The organism is Shewanella inventionis, from assembly GCF_019931735.1.
GTDB classification, from domain to species: domain Bacteria; phylum Pseudomonadota; class Gammaproteobacteria; order Enterobacterales; family Shewanellaceae; genus Shewanella; species Shewanella inventionis.
The window spans coordinates 396407-416185 of the sequence record NZ_CP082926.1; the positions used below are offsets into that span (position 1 = coordinate 396407).

Consider the following 19779-nt stretch of genomic DNA (forward strand, 5'->3'; position numbering starts at 1 on the left):
CATTGATGTAGATGGAAATCACAACCGAAAAGGACAGCATTAAATGGATAACAAAACACTCAGCTGCGCAGCATTACTTTGGTTAAGCACTACCTCGGCCGTAATGGCAGACACACAAAAACCAAATCCCAATGCAACACCTCAACCTGAGCAACTTTATCCTACATTGCTGCCCAAAGAAGCTCTGCCCGAATTAGCTCAAGTAGGCCAATACCCTGTGGGTGTTAAAACGCTTCAGTTGGTAAATAAAAAACAGTTCAACCCAAATACCCAAACAGTAGAAGACCGCAAGCTCACAGTAGAAGTCTGGTATCCAACCAATAAAACCCCGGCGAATACCCCCAAAGCGACCTACGTTAACGAAACTCGTTTAGGGTTGCCTTTTGCCTTACAAGGTAATGCCACTCGCGATGCACAAGTGGTTAACTTAACCGGCCAACCGTTTCCATTAGTGGTGCTGTCTCATGGCTACACCGGCTATCGCACCATTATGTTTTACCTTGCAGAGCATTTAGCCTCCCATGGTTATGTGGTTGCAGCACTCGATCATACTGACTCAACCAATGCAGAAGTTGATATGGTTAATGCACCCTTTAGCGGATTTTTTAGCACCTTACTAAATCGATCACGCGATCAACAATTTACCCTTGACCACTTTAGTGGCACAGAAAACTTTGTTAGCAGCATAATCGACACTCAACGAGCAGGATTAATAGGTTACTCCATGGGCGGTTATGGCGCCGTAAATACTGTGGGCGGCTGTTATCAATTCAACCAACAAACTGCAGCCACGTTCACTGGTAGCCAAGATCTTAACGTGATTAATGGCGCAATTGAATTACTTAACACCTGCGCGGCTGGGCAAAAGGCTCCCGCAAAAGTAGATCCTAAATGGAAAGCCATGATAGCTATGGCCCCCTGGGGAGGAAACTATCAACTCTTTAGCGCTGAGTCGTTAGCCAAAATTACCACCCCAACATTATATGTCTCTGGTGATCTTGATGATATTTCAGGTTACAAAGGCATCCAGTCGCTATATCAACACACAGGTGGACAGAGCACCTATATGCTCACCTATCATAATGCGCGTCACAACATAGCACCTCACCCAGCACCACAGATAGCTTACAAAAATGAAATCGACCTTGGCCATTACTTTGAGCCAGCCTGGAGCAATACTCAGCTCAACACAATCAATAAACACTTTGCATTAGCCATGATGGATTGCCATGTTAAAAATCAACAGGATAAATGTGAATTTTTACAACTAGCAGGTCAATCAAACGAGCAAGACACCCAAGGCAACCCAACACCCGCCTGGAAAGGATTTGCTCATCGCTATGCTACAGGCATGTCATGGGATATGAAAACGCCTAAAAACTAAACCAAAAGCCAGTACACTTCTGAAAATAAACTGTCTGTTTTTGGCAGTTTATTTTTCAGAAATCACAGTTCTTAATTAACAAGTCATCAACAAGTGTTGGAGCGAGTCAAATTTAGTTTGTCTAGAGCGGATGATCACAAGGCTCTGAAAATTAAATATAAAAAAACCATTAAAAACAAATGCACCCGCAACGCTTATGCAATTAATGCTTAAAAACACATAAAAACAGTTAAAAAACACTAAGCGACCTGCATCACATTGTTAAGAAAAGGTTGATATTTAGCCTTAATTACTATATTTATAAGATAAATAAGCTTATTGAAAAAATAATAGATTTATAAAAAAGCAACAACATCAACTGGGGGAAGAGAAATGTCTACAAAAGGAATCGCGACTTTTGGCAAAAGGACGACGTTAGCACTTGCTATTGCTGGGGCAATTGGCAGTGTACACGGAGTTACTGCAGCAGAAGCTGATACACAAGCCAATGAGCAAATTGAAGTCATCGCAGTAAAAGGGATCCGTAGCAGTCTAAAAAACTCAATGGCCGACAAGAAAACTGCGTCAGTGGTTTCAGATGGTATTTCGGCAGAAGATCTGGGTAAATTTCCAGACTTAAACGTAGCAGAATCATTGCAACGTATCACAGGTGTTTCAATTGACCGTAGCGGTGGTGAAGGCCAGGCAGTTACTGTTCGTGGATTTGGTCCACAATTTAACACCGTACTGGTTAACGGCCGCCAAATGGCTACTGACAGTGCAGGTCGTGAGTTTAACTTCGACATCTTATCTGCCGAGCAAATCACTGGCGCCAACGTATATAAAACAACCAATGCTAGCATGCAAGAAGGCGGCATTGGCGGTACTATCGACCTCACAACAGCACGTCCGTTTGATTATAGCGGCTTGCAAATCGTCGGGTCAGTTAAAGGCATGTACGAAAGCCTTTCTGAAGAAGTATCTCCAGCAGTTTCAGGCTTAATCAGTAACACCTTTAATGATGAAACCATGGGTGTGTTATTGGCAGTGAGCCATCAAGAACGTGATGTTCAAATTAACCAAATTAACACTGCGGGTTGGCGCGGCGGCCAAACGATTTCTAACTCACGTGACGGCGTATTATTTACTAACGCATACATTCCACGTAACTGGGACCAAATCGTTGACGAACAAGAGCGTACTCGTACTAACGCTAGTTTAGTATTCCAATATGCACCCTCTGACGATGTCAGCATTACCTTAGACGGCTTTATTTCTAAGTTTGAAGTTGACTCACAAGTTACCGATTTAGCCTCTTGGTTTGAACCCGATCGCGTTGGCAGTGCCACAATTGACCCAGCAACCGGTACATTATTAACCTTCACTCAAGATGTGGGGTTACACCAAGGCAGTGGTGATCCAGCCACCGACTTTGTATCGCACACACGTAACTCTCGCGATGTCACCAACAGCGGTGTGGGTTTAAACGTAAAATGGGACGTAAACGACCAACTAAAAGCCAACTTTGATGTATCAAACTCAAATGCTGAAAACGACCGCGCTGGTCGTGACCGCTTTAACGTTGTGGGTATAATTAATAGTTACGCATTTGATGGTACCGGTGGCGTACCAACGGTTGTACATGATGGTTTCGATAATGGCAGCCTACCTGATGCCAGCCTAGCTCGCTTACATTACAATGAAAAAGGTAATCAATTTAGCGATGAAGACGAGATAACTGAATTCAAAGCGGATTTTGAATACACACCTGACTCATTAGTATTCACCAAAGCTAAATTCGGTGTTTATCGTCAAGAGCGTGAAAAATCGAGTTATCAAATTTTTGGTAACCAATGTCAGTTCTGTGGTTACGGCACCGAAGCACCTTTAGATGCGATTGATTTTAGACCTTATACCGCTAATAACTATTTCTCTGGTTTGATTGACACATTCTACACCTACGACGGTGATGCAATGGTCGACTACTTAGCCGCAGAAGGCTACCCAATCGTTCCAACATTGCAAAACAACCGTTATACCATTAACGAAGATATCAGCAGCTTATACATGAACTTTACCTTTGTGTATGACGTGGGTGATATGCCGTTAACAGTAGACTTTGGTGCTCGATATTCAAATACCAATGTCGACGTGAGTGCGGTACAGAGTTATATCTCTGACGTAGTACCAACTAGCGACGCGACCTTATTTGCTAACATCTATGGCCCAGCATCAGACATTACCCAAGGCACGTCTTACTCTAACTTATTACCAAGCTTAAACATTAAGTTAGATCTGCAAGATGACATGGTGTTGCGTTTTGCAGCATACGATTCATTAACGCGTCCAACAATGTCACAGCTTTCACCAGCAACGACATTTAACGAGCCGCGTCGTCAAAACTTAACAGCAAGTGGTGGTAATCCAGCACTAGAACCATTCCGCTCAGAAAACTGGGATGTGTCGTACGAATGGTATTACGATGATGCCAGCTTATTTAGTTTTGCATTTTTCAGCAAAGAAGTTGACGATTTCATCGTGAGCTTAACCGGTGAAGAAACGTACCAAATGACCGACCGTACAGGTCCTGACTATAGCTGTAGCACCACTAACTCTGATCTTTGTTCAAGTGATGTAGTGTCAACAACTGAAGAGTTAAATGGTCAGTCTGAAGTGTACACTGTGACACGTCCACAAAATGGTGAGTCCGCGCGTATTACCGGTTATGAAATAGCATTAACTCACGTTTTTGAAAACGGCTTTGGTTTTACAGCTAACGCAACCGTGGTAGACAGCAATGTTAAAGTTGATGCTAACTCAACACAAAGCTTTGCGCTTGAAGGGTTGGGCGACTCACAAAACTTAATCCTGTTTTATGAGCAAGATAACTGGCAAGCACGTGTTGCATTTAACAACCGCGAAGGCTTTTTACGTCAGTTAGATAACGGCTATAACGGTGAACCTATCAACACTGAAACGTTCGGTCAGTGGGATATTAGCGCGAGCTACGATATCAACGAAAACATCTCAGTATTTGTTGAAGGTATTAACATCACTGAAGAAGAGTTAGTGCAAACAGGCCGTTTCGCCAATCAGATATACTCGGTTGAAGACAACGGTTCTCGTTATGCAGTTGGGTTTAGAGGCAAGTTTTAATTTATAAACCGTAAAAAGACAGGTGCAACCGCGCCTGTCTTTTTGTTTATAACAAACCAACAACCCTCACCTTGTGATAGTGTCTAAACACTCAATTGCAAACAGGATGTTAACCCAATGGCAAAAGCAGTAAAAAAAATAATCATTGTGGGCGGCGGAACAGCAGGCTGGTTAACCGCGGCAATCATTGCATCGCATCATAAAAGTCAAACAGATCAGGCGATAAACATAAGCTTAATTGAGTCGTCAGATATTCCGACTGTTGGCGTAGGTGAAGGCACCTGGCCAACCATGAAAAATACCCTGCAACAGATAGGGCTAAACGAAAGCGAAGTATTCAGAAAGTGTCATGCCACATTTAAGCAAGGTGGCAAATTTGTCAGTTGGGTGTATGGCAATGGCGACTTTTATTATCATCCATTTACTGTCCCGTTGGGCTATGGACGCCTCGATTTAGCGCCGTATATTGATAATATTAAAGATTATGCCGAACAAACCAATTTTCAACATGCAATTTGTGAGTCAGGCCTTGCGCCGCGCAGTATGGCTGAGGGTGATTATCAAGGCACATGCAATTATGCCTACCACCTCGATGCTGGCGCTTTTGCCGACCTGCTCAAACAACACTGTAAAACACTGCTTAACGTTAATCACATTATTGGTACTGTCGACCAAGCCAATGTCGACAACCAAGGAAACATCAGCAGCGTAACACTGCTTGATCAAGCGCCAATTGAAGGTGACTTATTTATCGACTGCACCGGGTTTGCATCGTTGCTGCTCGGCAAAACCCTTAATGTCCCGTTTATTAAGCTTGACCACGTGTTATTTAATGACCGCGCAATCGCAATGCAAGTGCCATACGACAATGCCAACAGCCCCATCGCCTCGCACACCATTGCCACCGCACAAGACTCTGGTTGGATTTGGGATATTGGATTAACTCACCGTCGCGGTGTGGGCCATGTTTACTCAAGTCGCTTTATGAGCGATGAGCAAGCAGAAGCTAACTTACGACGCTACATTGGCCCTCAAGCAGAAGGCTTAATGGCAAAAAAAATCCGCTATGAAAGTGGCCACCGTGAACGTTTTTGGCAAAAAAACTGCGTTGCCGTGGGTATGGCAGCAGGATTTGTAGAACCACTTGAAGCAACCGCGATTATGTTGATTGAAATTTCAGCCCGCTACATCGCAGAAAATTTACCCGTTAACGACAGTGTAATGGCATTAACGGCCAAGCGTTTTAACCAGCAAATGGATTATCGTTGGAGCCGAATCGTCGACTTTTTAAAACTGCACTACATGCTTACCAAACGCCCAGAGCCATATTGGCAAGCACACTGCAACCCAGAGTCTATACCACAAAGTTTACAAGACGATTTAAGCATGTGGGCATTTAGAGGCCCAACAAGCAAAGACTTTAACGGCCCTAACGAGCTGTTCCCCGCTGCCAGTTATCAGTATGTGCTTTACGGCATGGAGTTTACGCCAGATTACACTCAGCACGCCCATCTTTACCAACAGCACGCGCAGGCGTCGCAAATTTTAAACCGCAATGTTCAACTCACGCAGCAAATGCTCAATACCTTGCCGCCTCATCGTGACTTTATAGAACAATGGTTATCTCACTCTCAACAGTAGAATAATAATATGAAAACACTGACAGAATTAACACCACAACAACATCAAGAATTACGCATAGCAGACGACTGTGCCATTCAGTTTGCCCAACAACAAAACATCATGAATTTACGTGTAACCGAAGTCAGCCAAGCGGCTTGTTGCATGCCTATTTTTTATGTGCGCAACAGCCAAAATGGCCAATGGGTGTTAACCGGTTTTACCAGTTTTGAGCAAGGCAGTAATTTGTTTATTGATCAAGGCCAATGGAGCGCATTGCACACACCCGCCAACATGCAAACATTTCCGTTTTTCTTGATGAAATCACCAGAAAACCCACAGCAATACACCATAGGGATAGATGAGGCACACCCTGTGTTTTCAACCACCAGCGGTCAGCCTATTTTTGAAACCAATGGCAAAGCATCACTGCATTTATCCAGAATAAAAACGTTACTTGAAGCCGACATCAAAAATGATATTCGCACCCAGGAATTTAGCCACTACATCAACCAACTCGGTTTATTACGCCCAATAAATATTTTAATCCAACAGCAAAATGGCAACACACCGAGTTTATCTGGCCTGTACACCATCGACGAAGACAAACTGCAATCGCTTAATAAAGACACCTTATTTGAGCTGCATCAAAAAGGCTATTTAGCACCAATACAATCAATGTTGATGTCGCTATTTCAACTAAACGCACTCATCAAAAAGCACAACAAGATCCAAACGTTAACGCCAATAAAAAGTATAAAACTAGAAGTCAGTAAAAACTCAACGGCAGCATAACAATACCCAACACCTTATTGGGAAAGGAAAAAAAATGTCTGAAAACATGATCCAATTATCGGTATTTGCCCTGGTCACGGCAATTATTGGTTTATTAACTTACATAAAATGTCGCGGAGCCAACCGCCAACAGAGTTCGCAAAATAAAGAATACTTTTTAGCTGGTGGAGGCTTAAGCTGGGTATTTGTTGCTGGCTCAATCACCTTAACTAACTTAAGTACTGACCAACTCGTGGGGATGAACGGTAACCAAATGGCATTACTTGCCTGGTGGGAATTTTCAGCTGTTATAGGCTTAATTATTTTAGCGAAAGTTTTTTTACCCGTTTACTACCGTTACAACTGTACTACCACCACCGAATTATTAGAAAAACGATACAACAACAAACACATAAGAGCCGTTATTGGCAGCATCTTTTTGCTTGGCAATGCCTTTATTTATATGCCTGCGGTGATTTACTCTGGGGCGCTATTTATGCAAACCATGTTTAACGTCAACATACCGCTAATGTACATCGCTGTCGGCTTTACTGTGTTAGGTGCAATATATGCTTTCTTTGGTGGATTAAGAGCAGTTGCGGTTTCTGACACTTATTCTGGCGTGTTGTTACTTAGCATGGCAATGTTGGTCGTGTTTTTATCGCTGCAAGCCATTAACTTTGACTTTAGCGACATTCCAGCAGAACGCTTAACTTTTATTGGTGACAATGACTCGCCTTTACCTTGGCATACATTGCTTACCGGCATGATTTTTATTCAAATGTATTATTGGGGCACAAACCAAACCATTACCCAACGCGCAATGGCAGCTCCCACACTAAAAGAAGCTCAAAAAGGGGTATTTGCAGCCGCTGGTATTCGTATTTTAATTGTACCGGCTATTGTGGTGATCCCAGGCATAGTGTCGTACAAACTCTACGGTGACATTGGTGATGCTGCCTATGGCCGTATTGTGGGTGATGTCATGCCAACCTGGTTAACTGGCGTATTTGCAGCAGCAATGGCAGCAGCCGTATTGTCGACTTACAATAGCTTGCTTAACTCAGCAACCGCCCTGTATGTATGTGATATTCACGAAACCTACATCAAAAAAGACCCTAACGTCGTTAAGCTAAGTGGTTGGGTTACATTATTATTAAGCACACTCACATTAGTATTAGTGCCTATTTACCAACAAGCTGAAAGTATCATCAACCTACTACAGCAATTAAATGGTTTACTCAGCATGCCAATTTTATCGATATTTATTGTGGGTTTACTGTTTAAAAATATTGATGCTCGTGCCGGTATTGCGGCGGTTATTATGGGCGTATTGTTATACGCTTCGATGACATTTGAATTTTCACCGTTTTTTGTAACCTTGCATTACATTCACTTAATGCCAGTTACATTAATTGCCTGTATCGGCTTTGCATTATTCACCAATCGGTTTGTGTTTAAAAAAACCGCCTCATTGGCTCGTAAAGGTGATGAAGCTATTCCTAGCGCTTAAAATTTAAATCAATAATATCCTTGCTCAAAAACAGGGTGATGCCAAAAACATCACCCTGTTTTATATTGGGGCCTGTTAAACTTTCAAGGTTGTGTTTACGAATTATTAGCCACTTATACAAGATGAGACTTTGAGGTGTAGTAAATCGATAACGCCGTAAAAAGGTCAACAAACGCAGCACGAAGAGTTCAACTAACACTAGTATGTTAAACGAAAAGCGCATAGGCAATTCAATTGCAATTTACGCTCTTTTTTAAGCTAGAGTTTTAGAGCGTGACATTTATATGAACAATTAACATTCAAGCTCAGCGTTTATTATTAACACTCAAAAGTATTGAACACCCGTTAATCATATTAACTACCTTGGCGGTTTTTGCTTAAGCCAAATCCAAAAACCGCTCAACGATACCATCAATAGTGCTAGGGCAAACAAGTCCCACAGCCATATTGTTAAATGACCAAACAAGCGCCCGCTGTGCAAATCAAGCATCACCCGTTGCCAGCTCAAGTTAGCACTACGGGCCAGATTAATGATATCGGTATCCAAAGTATCGCTTTTATTCAACCAGACAACAGGCGTTGTCAATGCGCTAACTTCTTGCCATTCAATGAGTTGATCGTCGGCTTTAAATACTCCACTTTCTGTATTTAGCCATACCCGGTCATCAATTATGGCCAGCGCGAATAACCCAGGCGGAAGACCTGTACTAGTATTTTGGGTTTCTTGTAATTGGCCGTGCTTATCAAATAAATATAACTGTTGGGCATCAATTGCTACCAGCATATTACTGGTGTAAGCGGCGCTGATCAGTGTGTCGGCCGCTTCTAAAATCATTTGTTGGTTTTGCCACAATAAGTTGTCGGTAATGTATAACGCGGAAGGGCCGTGACCAAATTGAGCAACATGCTTAGGTGCAGCAATGCCGTAATAATCCAGTAACCATGCCTGAGTCACCCCCGTTTTATCTAACCCCAGGTCGTCGCTGTGATTAATCGCCACACCCGTTAACGTTAACAATAAAATAAATAATGCACTCGCCAAGCCTAAACGGCGATGCCAAGGGCGAAGCATACGTAAAAATCTGATACGGAGTGTGTTTTTTCGATAGGGAGTTGTCACGCTAACCTGCTTAACATGGCTTATTGATTAATATGGGCATCAAGCAACAGCGCAATACGCGACAGTTTTGTTAATGCTCTTACCGACAAGGTTGCCCCTGTGATACCGTCAATGTGTTTATCGAGTTGATGTTGTTCAGTTAACTTGGCCGCTTTAAATTGATCGGTAAAAAAATCATGGCGAACTTCATCACCACGGCTTTCTCGGTACACCAATACTTTGGTTTGAGCAATTTGCTGATCTTTTACGTGAATACCAACAGTAATCGGCGATTCTTTACCAATTTCATCCATAATCCACACGGTTTCATTATTGTGCAGCCAATAACGTACGCGCATTTTATTAAATCGATGCGCTAAAATAGCCTCTACCGCTTGCTTTAAATCATCATCGAGCCATAACACCTTAGCCTCACCACTATTGCCGTTAAATGCCTGGCTTATAAATGCATCATTTGACTGATATTGAGTGGCAGCGTGTGCGGTCTGCGTTGGAAGATACCCTAAAAATAACAGTATAAAAAAGACTAAAGCGAAACGAAACATTAGCGCATACCATCCATAAACAATTAAAAATAAGGGTGCCGACAATATACACTGTTGGCACCCAAATTATTATCGATAATCAATTTTACCGATAAATGGCGTTAACACTTATCAGTATTTAGAACTGATAACCAACACCTAGGTTAAAGCCGTCCGAATCTGCTGCACCAGTGATTTTTTCAAAGTCAGCTTTAAAGACTACGTTTTCGTGTAACCAGTAGTTCACACCTACGTTAGTTTGCTTTTTCTTAGTTTCTGCACTGTTACCTGCATTGTTGTCCCACTCGTTGTATCGCGCAAATACACCAAACTGATCGTTAATGCGGTAAGCTGGTTCAATATAGAAACCATTTTGCTTATCGCGGCCTAATGCTTCAGCTTCTTGACCGTCGATGTCCCACTGCGCAAATAATGCTTTAACGGTAAAGTTTTCAATGCTGTAAATAGCATGTGCCGTTAATAAGGTTGCAGATGCAGTATCAACGCCCGCTTCACCTTGAGTTAAATCTGATTGGTATTGCACAGTAGCCGCTAGCTCTAAACCCGGTACGGCAGTGTATTTAACACGGCCGCTGTAAGCTAAATCTTCACCTTTGGCTTCAGACACTTTTTGACGACCATTACGGATTTTATAACCCGAGCTTTGGTCTAAATACAAACCAGAGGTTACGGCCGTATCAAACGCTAAACCTGGAGCGGCTTTCACATTAAGCGTTAAACCAGCCTCCCACCATGTTGCAGGGATAATGTCTTTTTCAACTGGGTTACGCTCAACACCATAAAACGTATTCGGCTCATGAGTTTCGTTGATAATACCCACTGGCATTAAAAATAGACCCGCTTTACCTGTGTACATCTCATTAAAGTCATGCTCAATATAAGCTTGCTCTAACTCAACTTCACCTTTTTTACCTTCACCCGCTAATGAATGTTCAACTTCTAGCTCAGAGAAAAAACGGGTTGTGCTATTAAACTCATGGCCAACAAATAATACAAAGCGGTGAAAGTCGAATTCTTTTTTATCGGTACCGGTTTTGTTATCAGTAATGTTGTTATAGTGCAATTCACCATAGCCACCAATAGTGGTAGCAGACTTGCTAGACGCGGTAGACTCAACAACATCAGCTGTGGTTTCTACGCGTTTTTCAGTTTGTTCAAGGCGCTTTTCAAGATCTTTCAACACTTTTTGTTGCTGTTCAATGATTTGGCGTAATTCGGTTGTTTCGTCAGATGCCGTAGCGTATTGGCTAGAAAACAGGCTTAATAAAGTTGCCGCAATTAACGTTTTTTTCATTTTTTATCCTGATAGGTCAATGTGAATAATATCGTAAATTTATGTAAAGCAGTGTAAATTTTATGGGGATTATACATAACGTTTATGTTAATGCAAATTATTACCATTTAGTTTACAGGGCCTGTATCACATAAAATGAATAAACTGATATTTGTCAGGATTAGCCAAACTAAAACTCAAATAACCGCAACAATGCCCAATCAACTTGAAGATACGTATTTCGCTTTGATTGGGAATTAAACCCTAACCGCAACAAAAAAACTCCACTTATTAATGATGATTTGTCAGGTTTTTAACCCCAAAACACGCTATGATCTGCACTCGTCGCAATAGGCTTATTTCATCACGCGTCACAAAGACAAAGATGAGTGGCATTGCGAAAACGTTATTCACTTTTTATCGACATTAGGCAACACCATGGCTATCAGAATTAAACTTAAACCCGGCCGCGAACGCTCACTCGATCGTCGTCACCCTTGGGTCTTTTCCAACGGCATACATAATGTGAATGGTGGTAAACCTCAAGCAGGTGATACCGTTGATGTAGTGGCACACGATGGACGCTGGTTAGGACGCGGAGCCTGGTCGCCCGAGTCGCAAATTCAAGTCAGGGTATGGACCTTCGATAAACAAGAAGAAATTAACGGCGACTTTTTTGCAAGACGCATTAAACGCGCTCAAGCTGGACGTGATGATTTAATCCGCGAACAAGGGTTAACCGGGTATCGCCTTATTGCGGCTGAGTCAGATGGGCTACCCGGTATCACCATTGACCGTTATGCCAATGTGCTTGTATGCCAACTTCTCAGTGCCGGTGCAGAAAAGTGGCGCGACACTATTGTTGAGCAACTCGTGCAGCAATATCCAGATTGCGCCGTGTATGAACGCTCAGATGTCGATTCTCGTAAAAAAGAAGGCTTAGCACCAGTAATGGGGCTACTGCACGGTGAACTACCACCAATGCCAGTCATCATTGAAGAAAACGGCATTAAAATCGCAGTCGATGTCGTAAAAGGCCATAAAACCGGTTTTTATTTAGACCAACGCGACAACCGCGCAATGGCGGCTCGTTTTGTTAAAGGTAAATCGGTACTTAACTGTTTTTGTTACACAGGCACCTTTGGTTTGTATGCAGCTAAAGCGGGGGCGGCCAGTATTGAAAACGTTGATGTGTCAGGTTTAGCACTGCAAACCGCGCGTGACAATATGGCCATTAACAACCTTAATGATGACCATGTAAATTACAACGAAGCCGACGTATTTAAACTACTGCGCCAATACCGCGATGAAGGTAAAACCTTCGATGTTATCGTACTCGATCCACCTAAATTTGCGGATAATAAATCACAGTTAGATGGTGCATGTCGTGGCTACAAAGACATCAATATGATTGCCATGCAGTTACTTAATCCAGGCGGCATACTACTCACCTTCTCATGTTCAGGCTTAATGCAGTCAGAGTTATTCCAGAAAGTCGTTGCTGATGCAGCATTAGATGCCAAACGAGAAGTGCAATTTGTTGAACGTATGCATCAAGCAAGCGATCACCCAATAAGTAGCGCATTCCCTGAGGGGTATTACCTTAAAGGCTTGGTTGCTCGCGTTTGGTAATAAGCAATTATTGTTACAGGCAATGTAGGATTAAAACATGTTAAATCAGGTAGATAATAACAGTAAGACAAATAATCAAATGCGCTATTTATTTTATGTAACCTTGTCATACTCTTTTAGCGTACTTAGACCATTAGAAAAAGCGATAAATAAACGCGGCGGTAAAGTGGCGTGGTTTATCCCTAAGGGTAGTGAAGCTGAAAAGTTTCTTAAGGCTGATGATCTGCGTTTACTCGATGTATACCAGGTGAAACAATTTAATCCTCACGCAACACTTGCACCGGGTAATTTTATACCTGACTTTTTCCCTGGAGTAAAAGTACAAGTTTTTCATGGTTTTGACTCCGGCAAAAAAGGCAAATTTAATATTCGAGGCTTTTTTGATTTATATTGCACTCAAGGGCCAAACATTACCCAAGGTTTTAGCTCAATCAATGATGGTACTTGTGAGATAGTTGAAACCGGTTGGTCAAAACTTGATCCATTATTTTCATTACACCCTGATACACATCAATTTAAATCAGATAAACCTGTTATTTTGTATGCGCCAACGTTTTCACCCAGCCTAACCAGCACTTATGCGTTATATCCTTATATAAAGCAATTGGCTCAAAGCAGAGATTGGCAATGGATTGTTAAACTGCATCCCAAAGCAACCGCTGAAGAAATTGAAATGTTTAAAGGCTTAACAAGTGACACGTTGCAGTTTATTGAAACCGGCGATGTGATACCGCTATTGCAAGCAGCAGATGTTTTATTGTCAGATACTTCGTCAATACTCGCTGAATTCGCATTACAAGAAAAAGTCGTTGTGGCGTTCAATAACCGCCGCCCAGAAGAGTGGATGATCAATTTTCAACAAGCAGACCAACTCGAAAACATGCTAGACAACGCATTTCAACGCAGTGAAATGCTTTTACAAAATATCACCACTCATTGTAATGCGATTCATCCCTACCAAGATGGTTTGTCGAGTGAAAGAACATTAGACGCGATTGATAAACTTGTCGCTTCAGGCACTGATCATTTAAAAGCAAAACCGTTTAATTTAATTCGCCGTTTAAAAATACGTAAAAAGTTAAAATACTATCGTTGGAGTTAGCACTCATAATATTGAATTTTCTATGAGGTTTGATGAGATATTCGCCCTTAAAGATAACACGACAAGGGCGTTGTATCACAAAATTGTCTGTCGGTTATTTGATTCTACTTAATACGTCTCGAAGTATAGAGCTTGAGGTATGAGCCGTATGTGATAAATACATAATGTCTACGCATAATTTTGCAAAACCTTTCAATTTCAATCCATTTGTCAGTACCTTTCCAATCATCACCAACAAACATTTTGTCAAACTTTAGGTTATTCCTTGCTGCTAGTTTGTCATAGCTCATTTGTGGTACAACTTCATCGACAAACTTTATTGCTTCTACAACTTCCAAGCGCTCTTGGAATGGAATAGCCGGCTTTTTATTTTTTGCCGACATAGATATTTCGTCACTTGTTACCCCAACAACAATAATCGCCAACATTGATGTAATAAAAGGGCTGGTATTCGCTACCATAAAAGCCATACCAAGCGTCGCACCAAAGCATATTTTCACTGCAGCATGCTTTTTTCGCCCAAGATTGTTTTTACATTTCAAGTTAACACTTCATCCGTTGAGTAGATTTATAAAAATCAAAAGTAACAACCAAACTTAGTCTAGCTGATAGCGATTGCAAAACGGTCACAAAGCAACAGTTAAATATAGATTATGGTGAGCTAGCGACATTAGAATACATGATTGATCAAGCAAAGCAGACTTCAACTAATAACCAACAAGATCCTTGCACTGTAGTGGCATACTGAATTCCAGCCATACTTACACAAGGTTTATTTCAATAAAAAAGCGACCACTCAATGAGTCAGTCGCTTTTTATTAGTTTCGAACATTTCACAGTAGCTAACTTGTTTAGTTTCTAACTTTTCAGTTAGTCGCTATATTTATGACTAACCCCGAACCCTCTCAACACACAATGTCGGTGAACAATAAAGATGTTAATAAGTATACCTATAAGCTATTGATTTTATTATAGTGATTCTTCACATAAATTAATAAAGTTGTTAACTTTTTGCACTATTAACTATTCCACATATCAAAGTCAATACAATAAAGTTGCTAACAAAAACCATACACAAGCTCTAGCCTGCAGCATGCTCTTCAAAATAAAAGCTGACATCAAACCCAAACTCTTTTTGTATTATATGTGGTATACCCTGCTCATTCAATTCTTGAACCGAAAAGCCGGAGTCTGAGTACCTCTCTAAGCGGTTGCCCCTTAGGAATAGGAATTCGTTTCCAACGATGAGTGAAAATCGCAAACTGTTAGAGAATGGGTAATTAATTCCCGAGGTATATCTGGAGCGGATTTGCTCTAGAATCTCTGTTTCAGAGCGTTTTGTGTTGTTTATGCTCATCTGCGGGCTTTCCATGCCTTGTTTCTCGTGAAAGACTCGCACCCAACCATTAGTTATCTCAGTACGATATTTCATGCCAAAGCATTCGAAAGAGATTTCTTCATCCATAGGAAATAGCTTAAGTGCAGGCCAACCATTGCCAATATCAGCATAGAAACTACGAGCGTTAATTTGCACTCTCACCAAGCGGTGGATCTCTGTTCCTCCTATATAAGCAGTATGCAAATGAGCATCGACACCTCGATCACGTACATCGGCAAGAAATGCCAGCGTTTTATCCGAGCAAGTTCCTCCAAGAATCTTATTTTCGCAGGGCTCTCCATATAGCAAACTCAAGTTATGGAAAGGAATGTGCCTGAAGTGCTCAAGCATCAACAGCTCAATTTGGTCAATCAACGGTGAACTTCTCCTCGAATATCGATGGCGGCATCGAATACTGGATATGAGTGAAAATAGCCCTCTACTGGATCAAATTTAAAATGAGTGCGCCAAATTTCTAACAACTCTTCGCGCTCTGATCGTCCATTTCGTCGCAAATAGCGGACAACCATACCTCGAATCCCACTCCCTACATCACAAGATGTTTTTGGGCGGTTGATAATGGCTTCAGGAAGGTACTCCGAGAAATACTGCCTCAAGGCAATTTTGTTGCTCTTAGCGCTATACAACTGGTCATAACCCAATTGATCACTAAAGGCTTTTACATCTCGATCCAAAAATGGGCACCTTGGCTCGATAGCGTTGGCCATACAGGAGAGATCGAGCCGTCTTAACTCAGTAAATTCCATATCATTGATAAGTTGATTTCTCGTTATTTGCCACGGGTTACTTTCTGCGAATTGGTGATATCCGCCAAAGAGTTCATCCGCTCCTTCTCCAGTTAACACCACTTTAATGCCCGCATCTTTAGCAGCTCTAGCGTGAGCTTACGGCAGCGTAGCTCAACTTATTTCAATTAACCTGATTTAATCATTGTAACTAAATCAACCCGGTCACAATGATGCCAGATAAACTCCTTAACACCCTCGCTAACTTTGAACAGTGGCGAAGCAATAAACCTTCTCGAGGTAGTGCAATCCCTGAAAATTTGCGCCAGCAAGCGATCGCCCTTTTACCGCATTACTCAAAAACAACCATTGTTAAAAAGTTGCGTATTAGTCATGAGCAATTCAATACTTGGCTTACCGCCAACTCATCAAGTGATGTATCAAATCACTTTATTTCACTACCCAATGCAACGCCGATAACCGAGTCGCTTTCTATCTCCCTGAAGTTCAACAATGGCAATTCTTTAGCCGTATCTGGCGAAGTCAGCGAAACACGGTTTGCTCAGTTAATTGAGGCCATAAAATCATGATCCATTTAACCCGTCATAGCGACATTTTGATTGCTACCCAGCCCGCTGATTTTCGTCAAGGCATTGATGGGTTAGCTACGCTGTGTAAACAACGCCTTCATTGTGAGCCTCGCTCTGGTACCTTGTTTGTTTTTATTAATCGTAACAAAACCATGGTGCGCGCACTCGCTTATGAAAATAACGGTTTTTGGTTGATGACAAAGCGTTTATCTAAGGGCAAGTTCTCTGGCTGGCCAACCATTAATAGTGCCATGACGTCCGTGGACGCCAAACATTTACGGCAATTGCTCAGCGGGAATTACCACCCATTATAAATAACCGCTTGATTTCATTTTAAATGGGATCATACTCCATCCTCTTTTTTATTCCCGCAGGCAAAAGGCTTATTGTGGCAAAACCTTTTAACGATATCGATGCACAATCTCTCGATGATTTAATCAAGCGAGTGATTGAAGCCAAAGAAAATAATCTTGCGCTTAGCGCTGATGATTATCAGTTATTGCTTGATGCGTTACTGACATTAACAACAACACAAAACAAGCTAGCTGACCACGGTATCACCGTGCATAAATTACGTAAGTTACTTGGGATTGAAAAATCATCAGAAAAACAAAGCGACCTGTGTAAAGCACAGAAAAAAACCAGCAAGAAAAGTAAAAAACTAAAAACACAGGATGAAGACTTTACACAGGTCAAACCGGTTATCATCAAACATGCGTTAAACGAAGTAAATAAAGGGGATAGCTGCCCAGAATGTTTGAAAGGTAAGGTCTATAAAGTCGAGCCTGGCAGTTTGTTGCGCATTACAGGGCAAACGCCTTTTACCCCAGAGCAACATATTATGGAGCGCTTGCGTTGCAATGCGTGTGGTGCCTATTTCACGGCAAACCTGCCCGATGAAGTATTACATGACGGTAATAGTCATCAAAAATATGGTTACTCTGCGCGTGCGTTAATGGCGATTTATAAATACTTTGCAGGGCTACCTTTTTATCGTCAAGGCAACATCCAAAAGCTATTGGGCGTCAACATCACTGCGTCGACGGTGTTTGACCAAGTAGAGCTTGTCTGTGATGCGATTTATCCTGTTTACCAGCACTTGTTTGAGTTGGCTGGCGATGCAAAGCACTATTACTTAGATGACACCACCCACCGTATTCTTGACGCCAAGCCAGTTGAAAAGAAAGTACGTAATAGCGAGAAAACACGCTTGCGCTCAGGTGTTTATACATCAGGAGTGATTGCCAGCTTAAAAACGGGCCATGATATTGTGTTATTTGAAACCAATATTGGGCACGCAGGTGAGTTTATCGACCGCATACTCTACAAACGACAAGTCACAGTCGCACCGATATTAATGAGTGATGCGCTCGCCAGTAATCAGCCAAGTACTTGCGAGGTTGAAACATCACTTTGTAATAGCCATGCAAGGCGCCAGTTTGTCGATGTCATTAATCATTTCCCCGAAGAGGTTGAAAATATACTCACACTCTATGGTGAAGTTTGGCGCAATGAACAGACAACCATTGAACGTGAACTCACCGCACGCGAGCGACTTGAGTACCATCAGCAACATTCATTACCCATACTTGAAGCGATTAAAAGTTGGGGTGAAAAGCACTTTACTAATGAAAGCATTGAAGAAAATAGCGGTCTAGGCAAAGCTATCCGTTATTTTTTAAAACACTATGACGGGCTGAGTTTATTTTGCCATCACGAAGGGGTAAAAATAGATAATAACCGCATAGAATCGATGTTAAAAATAGTGGTGCGAGATAGAAAAAATGCGATGTTTCGTAAAAGCTTACTCGGTGCGAACATTGGCGATGTTATCACGTCGATGATAGCAACAGGCAATGAAGCAGGCATCAATGTATTTGATTACTTTACGCGACTGCAACGAGATGCGGATGATGCAAAAAAGCATCCTGAAAAATACCTACCTTGGAATTATCTCGACCAATACCAATAATAAACCGCTCATAATCAAGCAATGCTTGGGCCAGTGGCCTAAGTATTGCCGTGCCTGAAATTTAAGAAACCAGATTTTTTGCTTTATTACTTATGTCACGCCATGCTGCCGTAAGCTCACGCTCTAGCTAACAAAAATGTTGACAGGCCATTGCTTATCACTGATGGGTTATAGCTCTCCGTTGCGTATACAACAGCGGATACTAACTCAGGAATTTCATCCTCGTGTGGCAATGAGATATAAGAAACGTTTTTTAATCCCAAATACTCTACGACTGTCTGAGCCGCGACTGAGTCCTGACTATCATGACATCCCAGAGTAAAGTATTTAATATCGTCTCTATAGGAAGAAGCAATACTGGCAATTAGTGAGCTATCAAGACCTCCGCTAAGGAAAACACCTAAGGGTTGATCAGGGCTAGGTAATCTCTTTCGAACTCCATCAACCAATGCACCTACCAACTGACTTTCACTAGCCAATTTTGGATTTTCTTTTAAGAACTCAACATGACCAGTTTTCAAATCCACCTTAGATACGCCTTTTGGCAAAGCTTTAAACCAATCTGCCGCTGGCAGAGCTTTAAGCTCACTCGTAATGAACACAGTTCCTTCGAATGAGCCCACAAATAGCGGCTTTTTCCCCATGGCGTCACGCAAACAAATTGCTGCTGTTCTTTCAGGGTTCACCAGAGCAGCAGCATAAAACCCATCTAATTCATCGATCACACTCTCTTTCATTTGCAAAAAAAGAGGCAAGATGACAGCAGTGTCGCATTGAGATTCAGGTAATTTATGCTTAGCAATTAGGTCGCGGTAATTGTAGATCTCACCATTTATGACTGCAGCCCAACCTTGGACTTCATAAGGTTGGCGTCCTTGTTCTTCATCGCCATTTATCACAAGCCTCTGAAAGCCCAGAGCAACCCCGTCAGCTTTCCAGATGCTCATACTATCTGGACCTCGGTGCCTAAGTCTCTTTGTACAATCCGAAATCAG

At 41.9% G+C, this 19779-nt stretch carries 17 protein-coding genes and 1 pseudogene; 10 read left to right on the top strand and 8 right to left on the bottom strand.

Going from position 1 to position 19779, the window contains the following annotated elements:
- The first annotated feature begins 43 nt into the window (after positions 1-43).
- From K8B83_RS01870 to K8B83_RS01890, 5 genes are all read left to right on the top strand, one after another.
- Positions 44-1384, top strand: coding sequence for an alpha/beta hydrolase family protein (locus K8B83_RS01870; protein ID WP_223419076.1), 1341 nt, complete (start codon positions 44-46; stop codon positions 1382-1384).
- 372 nt (positions 1385-1756) lie between these two features.
- Positions 1757-4519, top strand: coding sequence for a TonB-dependent receptor (locus tag K8B83_RS01875; protein ID WP_223419077.1), 2763 nt, complete (start codon positions 1757-1759; stop codon positions 4517-4519).
- 117 nt (positions 4520-4636) lie between these two features.
- Positions 4637-6160, top strand: coding sequence for a tryptophan halogenase family protein (locus K8B83_RS01880; protein ID WP_223419079.1), 1524 nt, complete (start codon positions 4637-4639; stop codon positions 6158-6160).
- 9 nt (positions 6161-6169) lie between these two features.
- Positions 6170-6934 carry a SapC family protein gene (locus K8B83_RS01885; RefSeq protein WP_223419081.1) on the top strand — a complete coding sequence of 255 codons (765 nt, stop codon included), beginning with the start codon at positions 6170-6172 and terminating at the stop codon, positions 6932-6934.
- Positions 6935-6968: 34 nt separating this feature from the next.
- On the top strand, positions 6969-8426 hold the full coding sequence (locus tag K8B83_RS01890) for an SLC5 family protein (protein ID WP_223419083.1): 1458 nt from the start codon (positions 6969-6971) through the stop codon (positions 8424-8426).
- A 358-nt stretch (positions 8427-8784) separates the two neighbouring features.
- Here the strand turns inward: K8B83_RS01890 and K8B83_RS01895 are convergent, their stop codons facing one another.
- From K8B83_RS01895 to K8B83_RS01905, 3 genes are all read right to left on the bottom strand, one after another.
- A complete protein-coding gene (locus K8B83_RS01895; RefSeq protein WP_223419085.1) occupies positions 8785-9498 on the bottom strand; it encodes a PepSY-associated TM helix domain-containing protein in 714 nt (237 codons plus the stop codon).
- Positions 9499-9566: 68 nt separating this feature from the next.
- Complete coding sequence (locus K8B83_RS01900) at positions 9567-10091, bottom strand: FMN-binding protein (RefSeq protein ID WP_223419087.1); 525 nt, start codon at positions 10089-10091, stop codon at positions 9567-9569.
- Positions 10092-10209: 118 nt separating this feature from the next.
- Positions 10210-11385, bottom strand: a complete 1176-nt coding sequence (locus K8B83_RS01905; protein ID WP_188739941.1) for a porin — start codon at positions 11383-11385, stop codon at positions 10210-10212.
- Between the two features lie 417 nt (positions 11386-11802).
- Here K8B83_RS01905 and K8B83_RS01910 point away from each other — a divergent pair, with 417 nt between their 5' ends.
- Both K8B83_RS01910 and K8B83_RS01915 read left to right on the top strand, forming a co-directional pair.
- Complete coding sequence (locus K8B83_RS01910; protein ID WP_223419088.1) at positions 11803-12996, top strand: class I SAM-dependent rRNA methyltransferase; 1194 nt, start codon at positions 11803-11805, stop codon at positions 12994-12996.
- Positions 12997-13033: 37 nt separating this feature from the next.
- A complete protein-coding gene (locus tag K8B83_RS01915; RefSeq protein WP_223419090.1) occupies positions 13034-14098 on the top strand; it encodes a CDP-glycerol glycerophosphotransferase family protein in 1065 nt (354 codons plus the stop codon).
- Between the two features lie 104 nt (positions 14099-14202).
- Here the strand turns inward: K8B83_RS01915 and K8B83_RS01920 are convergent, their stop codons facing one another.
- The 4 genes and pseudogenes from K8B83_RS01920 to K8B83_RS21605 form a co-directional block, all read right to left on the bottom strand.
- On the bottom strand, positions 14203-14640 hold the full coding sequence (locus K8B83_RS01920) for a nucleotidyl transferase family protein (protein ID WP_223419091.1): 438 nt from the start codon (positions 14638-14640) through the stop codon (positions 14203-14205).
- A 539-nt stretch (positions 14641-15179) separates the two neighbouring features.
- Positions 15180-15851, bottom strand: a complete 672-nt coding sequence (locus tag K8B83_RS01925; protein WP_223419093.1) for an arylamine N-acetyltransferase — start codon at positions 15849-15851, stop codon at positions 15180-15182.
- The gene (locus K8B83_RS01930) at positions 15848-16243 is read right to left on the bottom strand and encodes an asparagine synthase C-terminal domain-containing protein (RefSeq protein WP_263283593.1); all 396 of its coding nucleotides are present in this window, start codon (positions 16241-16243) and stop codon (positions 15848-15850) included. Before K8B83_RS01930 ends, K8B83_RS01925 begins: the two co-directional genes overlap by 4 nt.
- A 48-nt stretch (positions 16244-16291) precedes the next feature.
- A pseudogene (locus tag K8B83_RS21605) lies at positions 16292-16363 on the bottom strand (asparagine synthase-related protein); the annotation flags it as partial.
- 89 nt (positions 16364-16452) lie between these two features.
- On the opposite strand from K8B83_RS21605, the gene K8B83_RS01935 reads away from it, so the two are divergent.
- Genes K8B83_RS01935 through tnpC form a run of 3 tightly spaced genes read left to right on the top strand, consistent with a single transcriptional unit; the run spans position 16453 to position 18784 of the window.
- Positions 16453-16812 carry a hypothetical protein gene (locus K8B83_RS01935; RefSeq protein ID WP_086904927.1) on the top strand — a complete coding sequence of 120 codons (360 nt, stop codon included), beginning with the start codon at positions 16453-16455 and terminating at the stop codon, positions 16810-16812.
- The gene (gene tnpB, locus K8B83_RS01940; RefSeq protein WP_086904928.1) at positions 16809-17126 is read left to right on the top strand and encodes an IS66 family insertion sequence element accessory protein TnpB; all 318 of its coding nucleotides are present in this window, start codon (positions 16809-16811) and stop codon (positions 17124-17126) included. Before K8B83_RS01935 ends, tnpB begins: the two co-directional genes overlap by 4 nt.
- Positions 17127-17149: 23 nt before the next feature.
- The gene (gene tnpC, locus K8B83_RS01945; protein ID WP_223419095.1) at positions 17150-18784 is read left to right on the top strand and encodes an IS66 family transposase; all 1635 of its coding nucleotides are present in this window, start codon (positions 17150-17152) and stop codon (positions 18782-18784) included.
- A 116-nt stretch (positions 18785-18900) separates the two neighbouring features.
- Here the strand turns inward: tnpC and K8B83_RS01950 are convergent, their stop codons facing one another.
- Complete coding sequence (locus K8B83_RS01950) at positions 18901-19731, bottom strand: asparagine synthase-related protein (RefSeq protein WP_263283571.1); 831 nt, start codon at positions 19729-19731, stop codon at positions 18901-18903.
- Between the last annotated feature and the right edge of the window lie 48 nt (positions 19732-19779).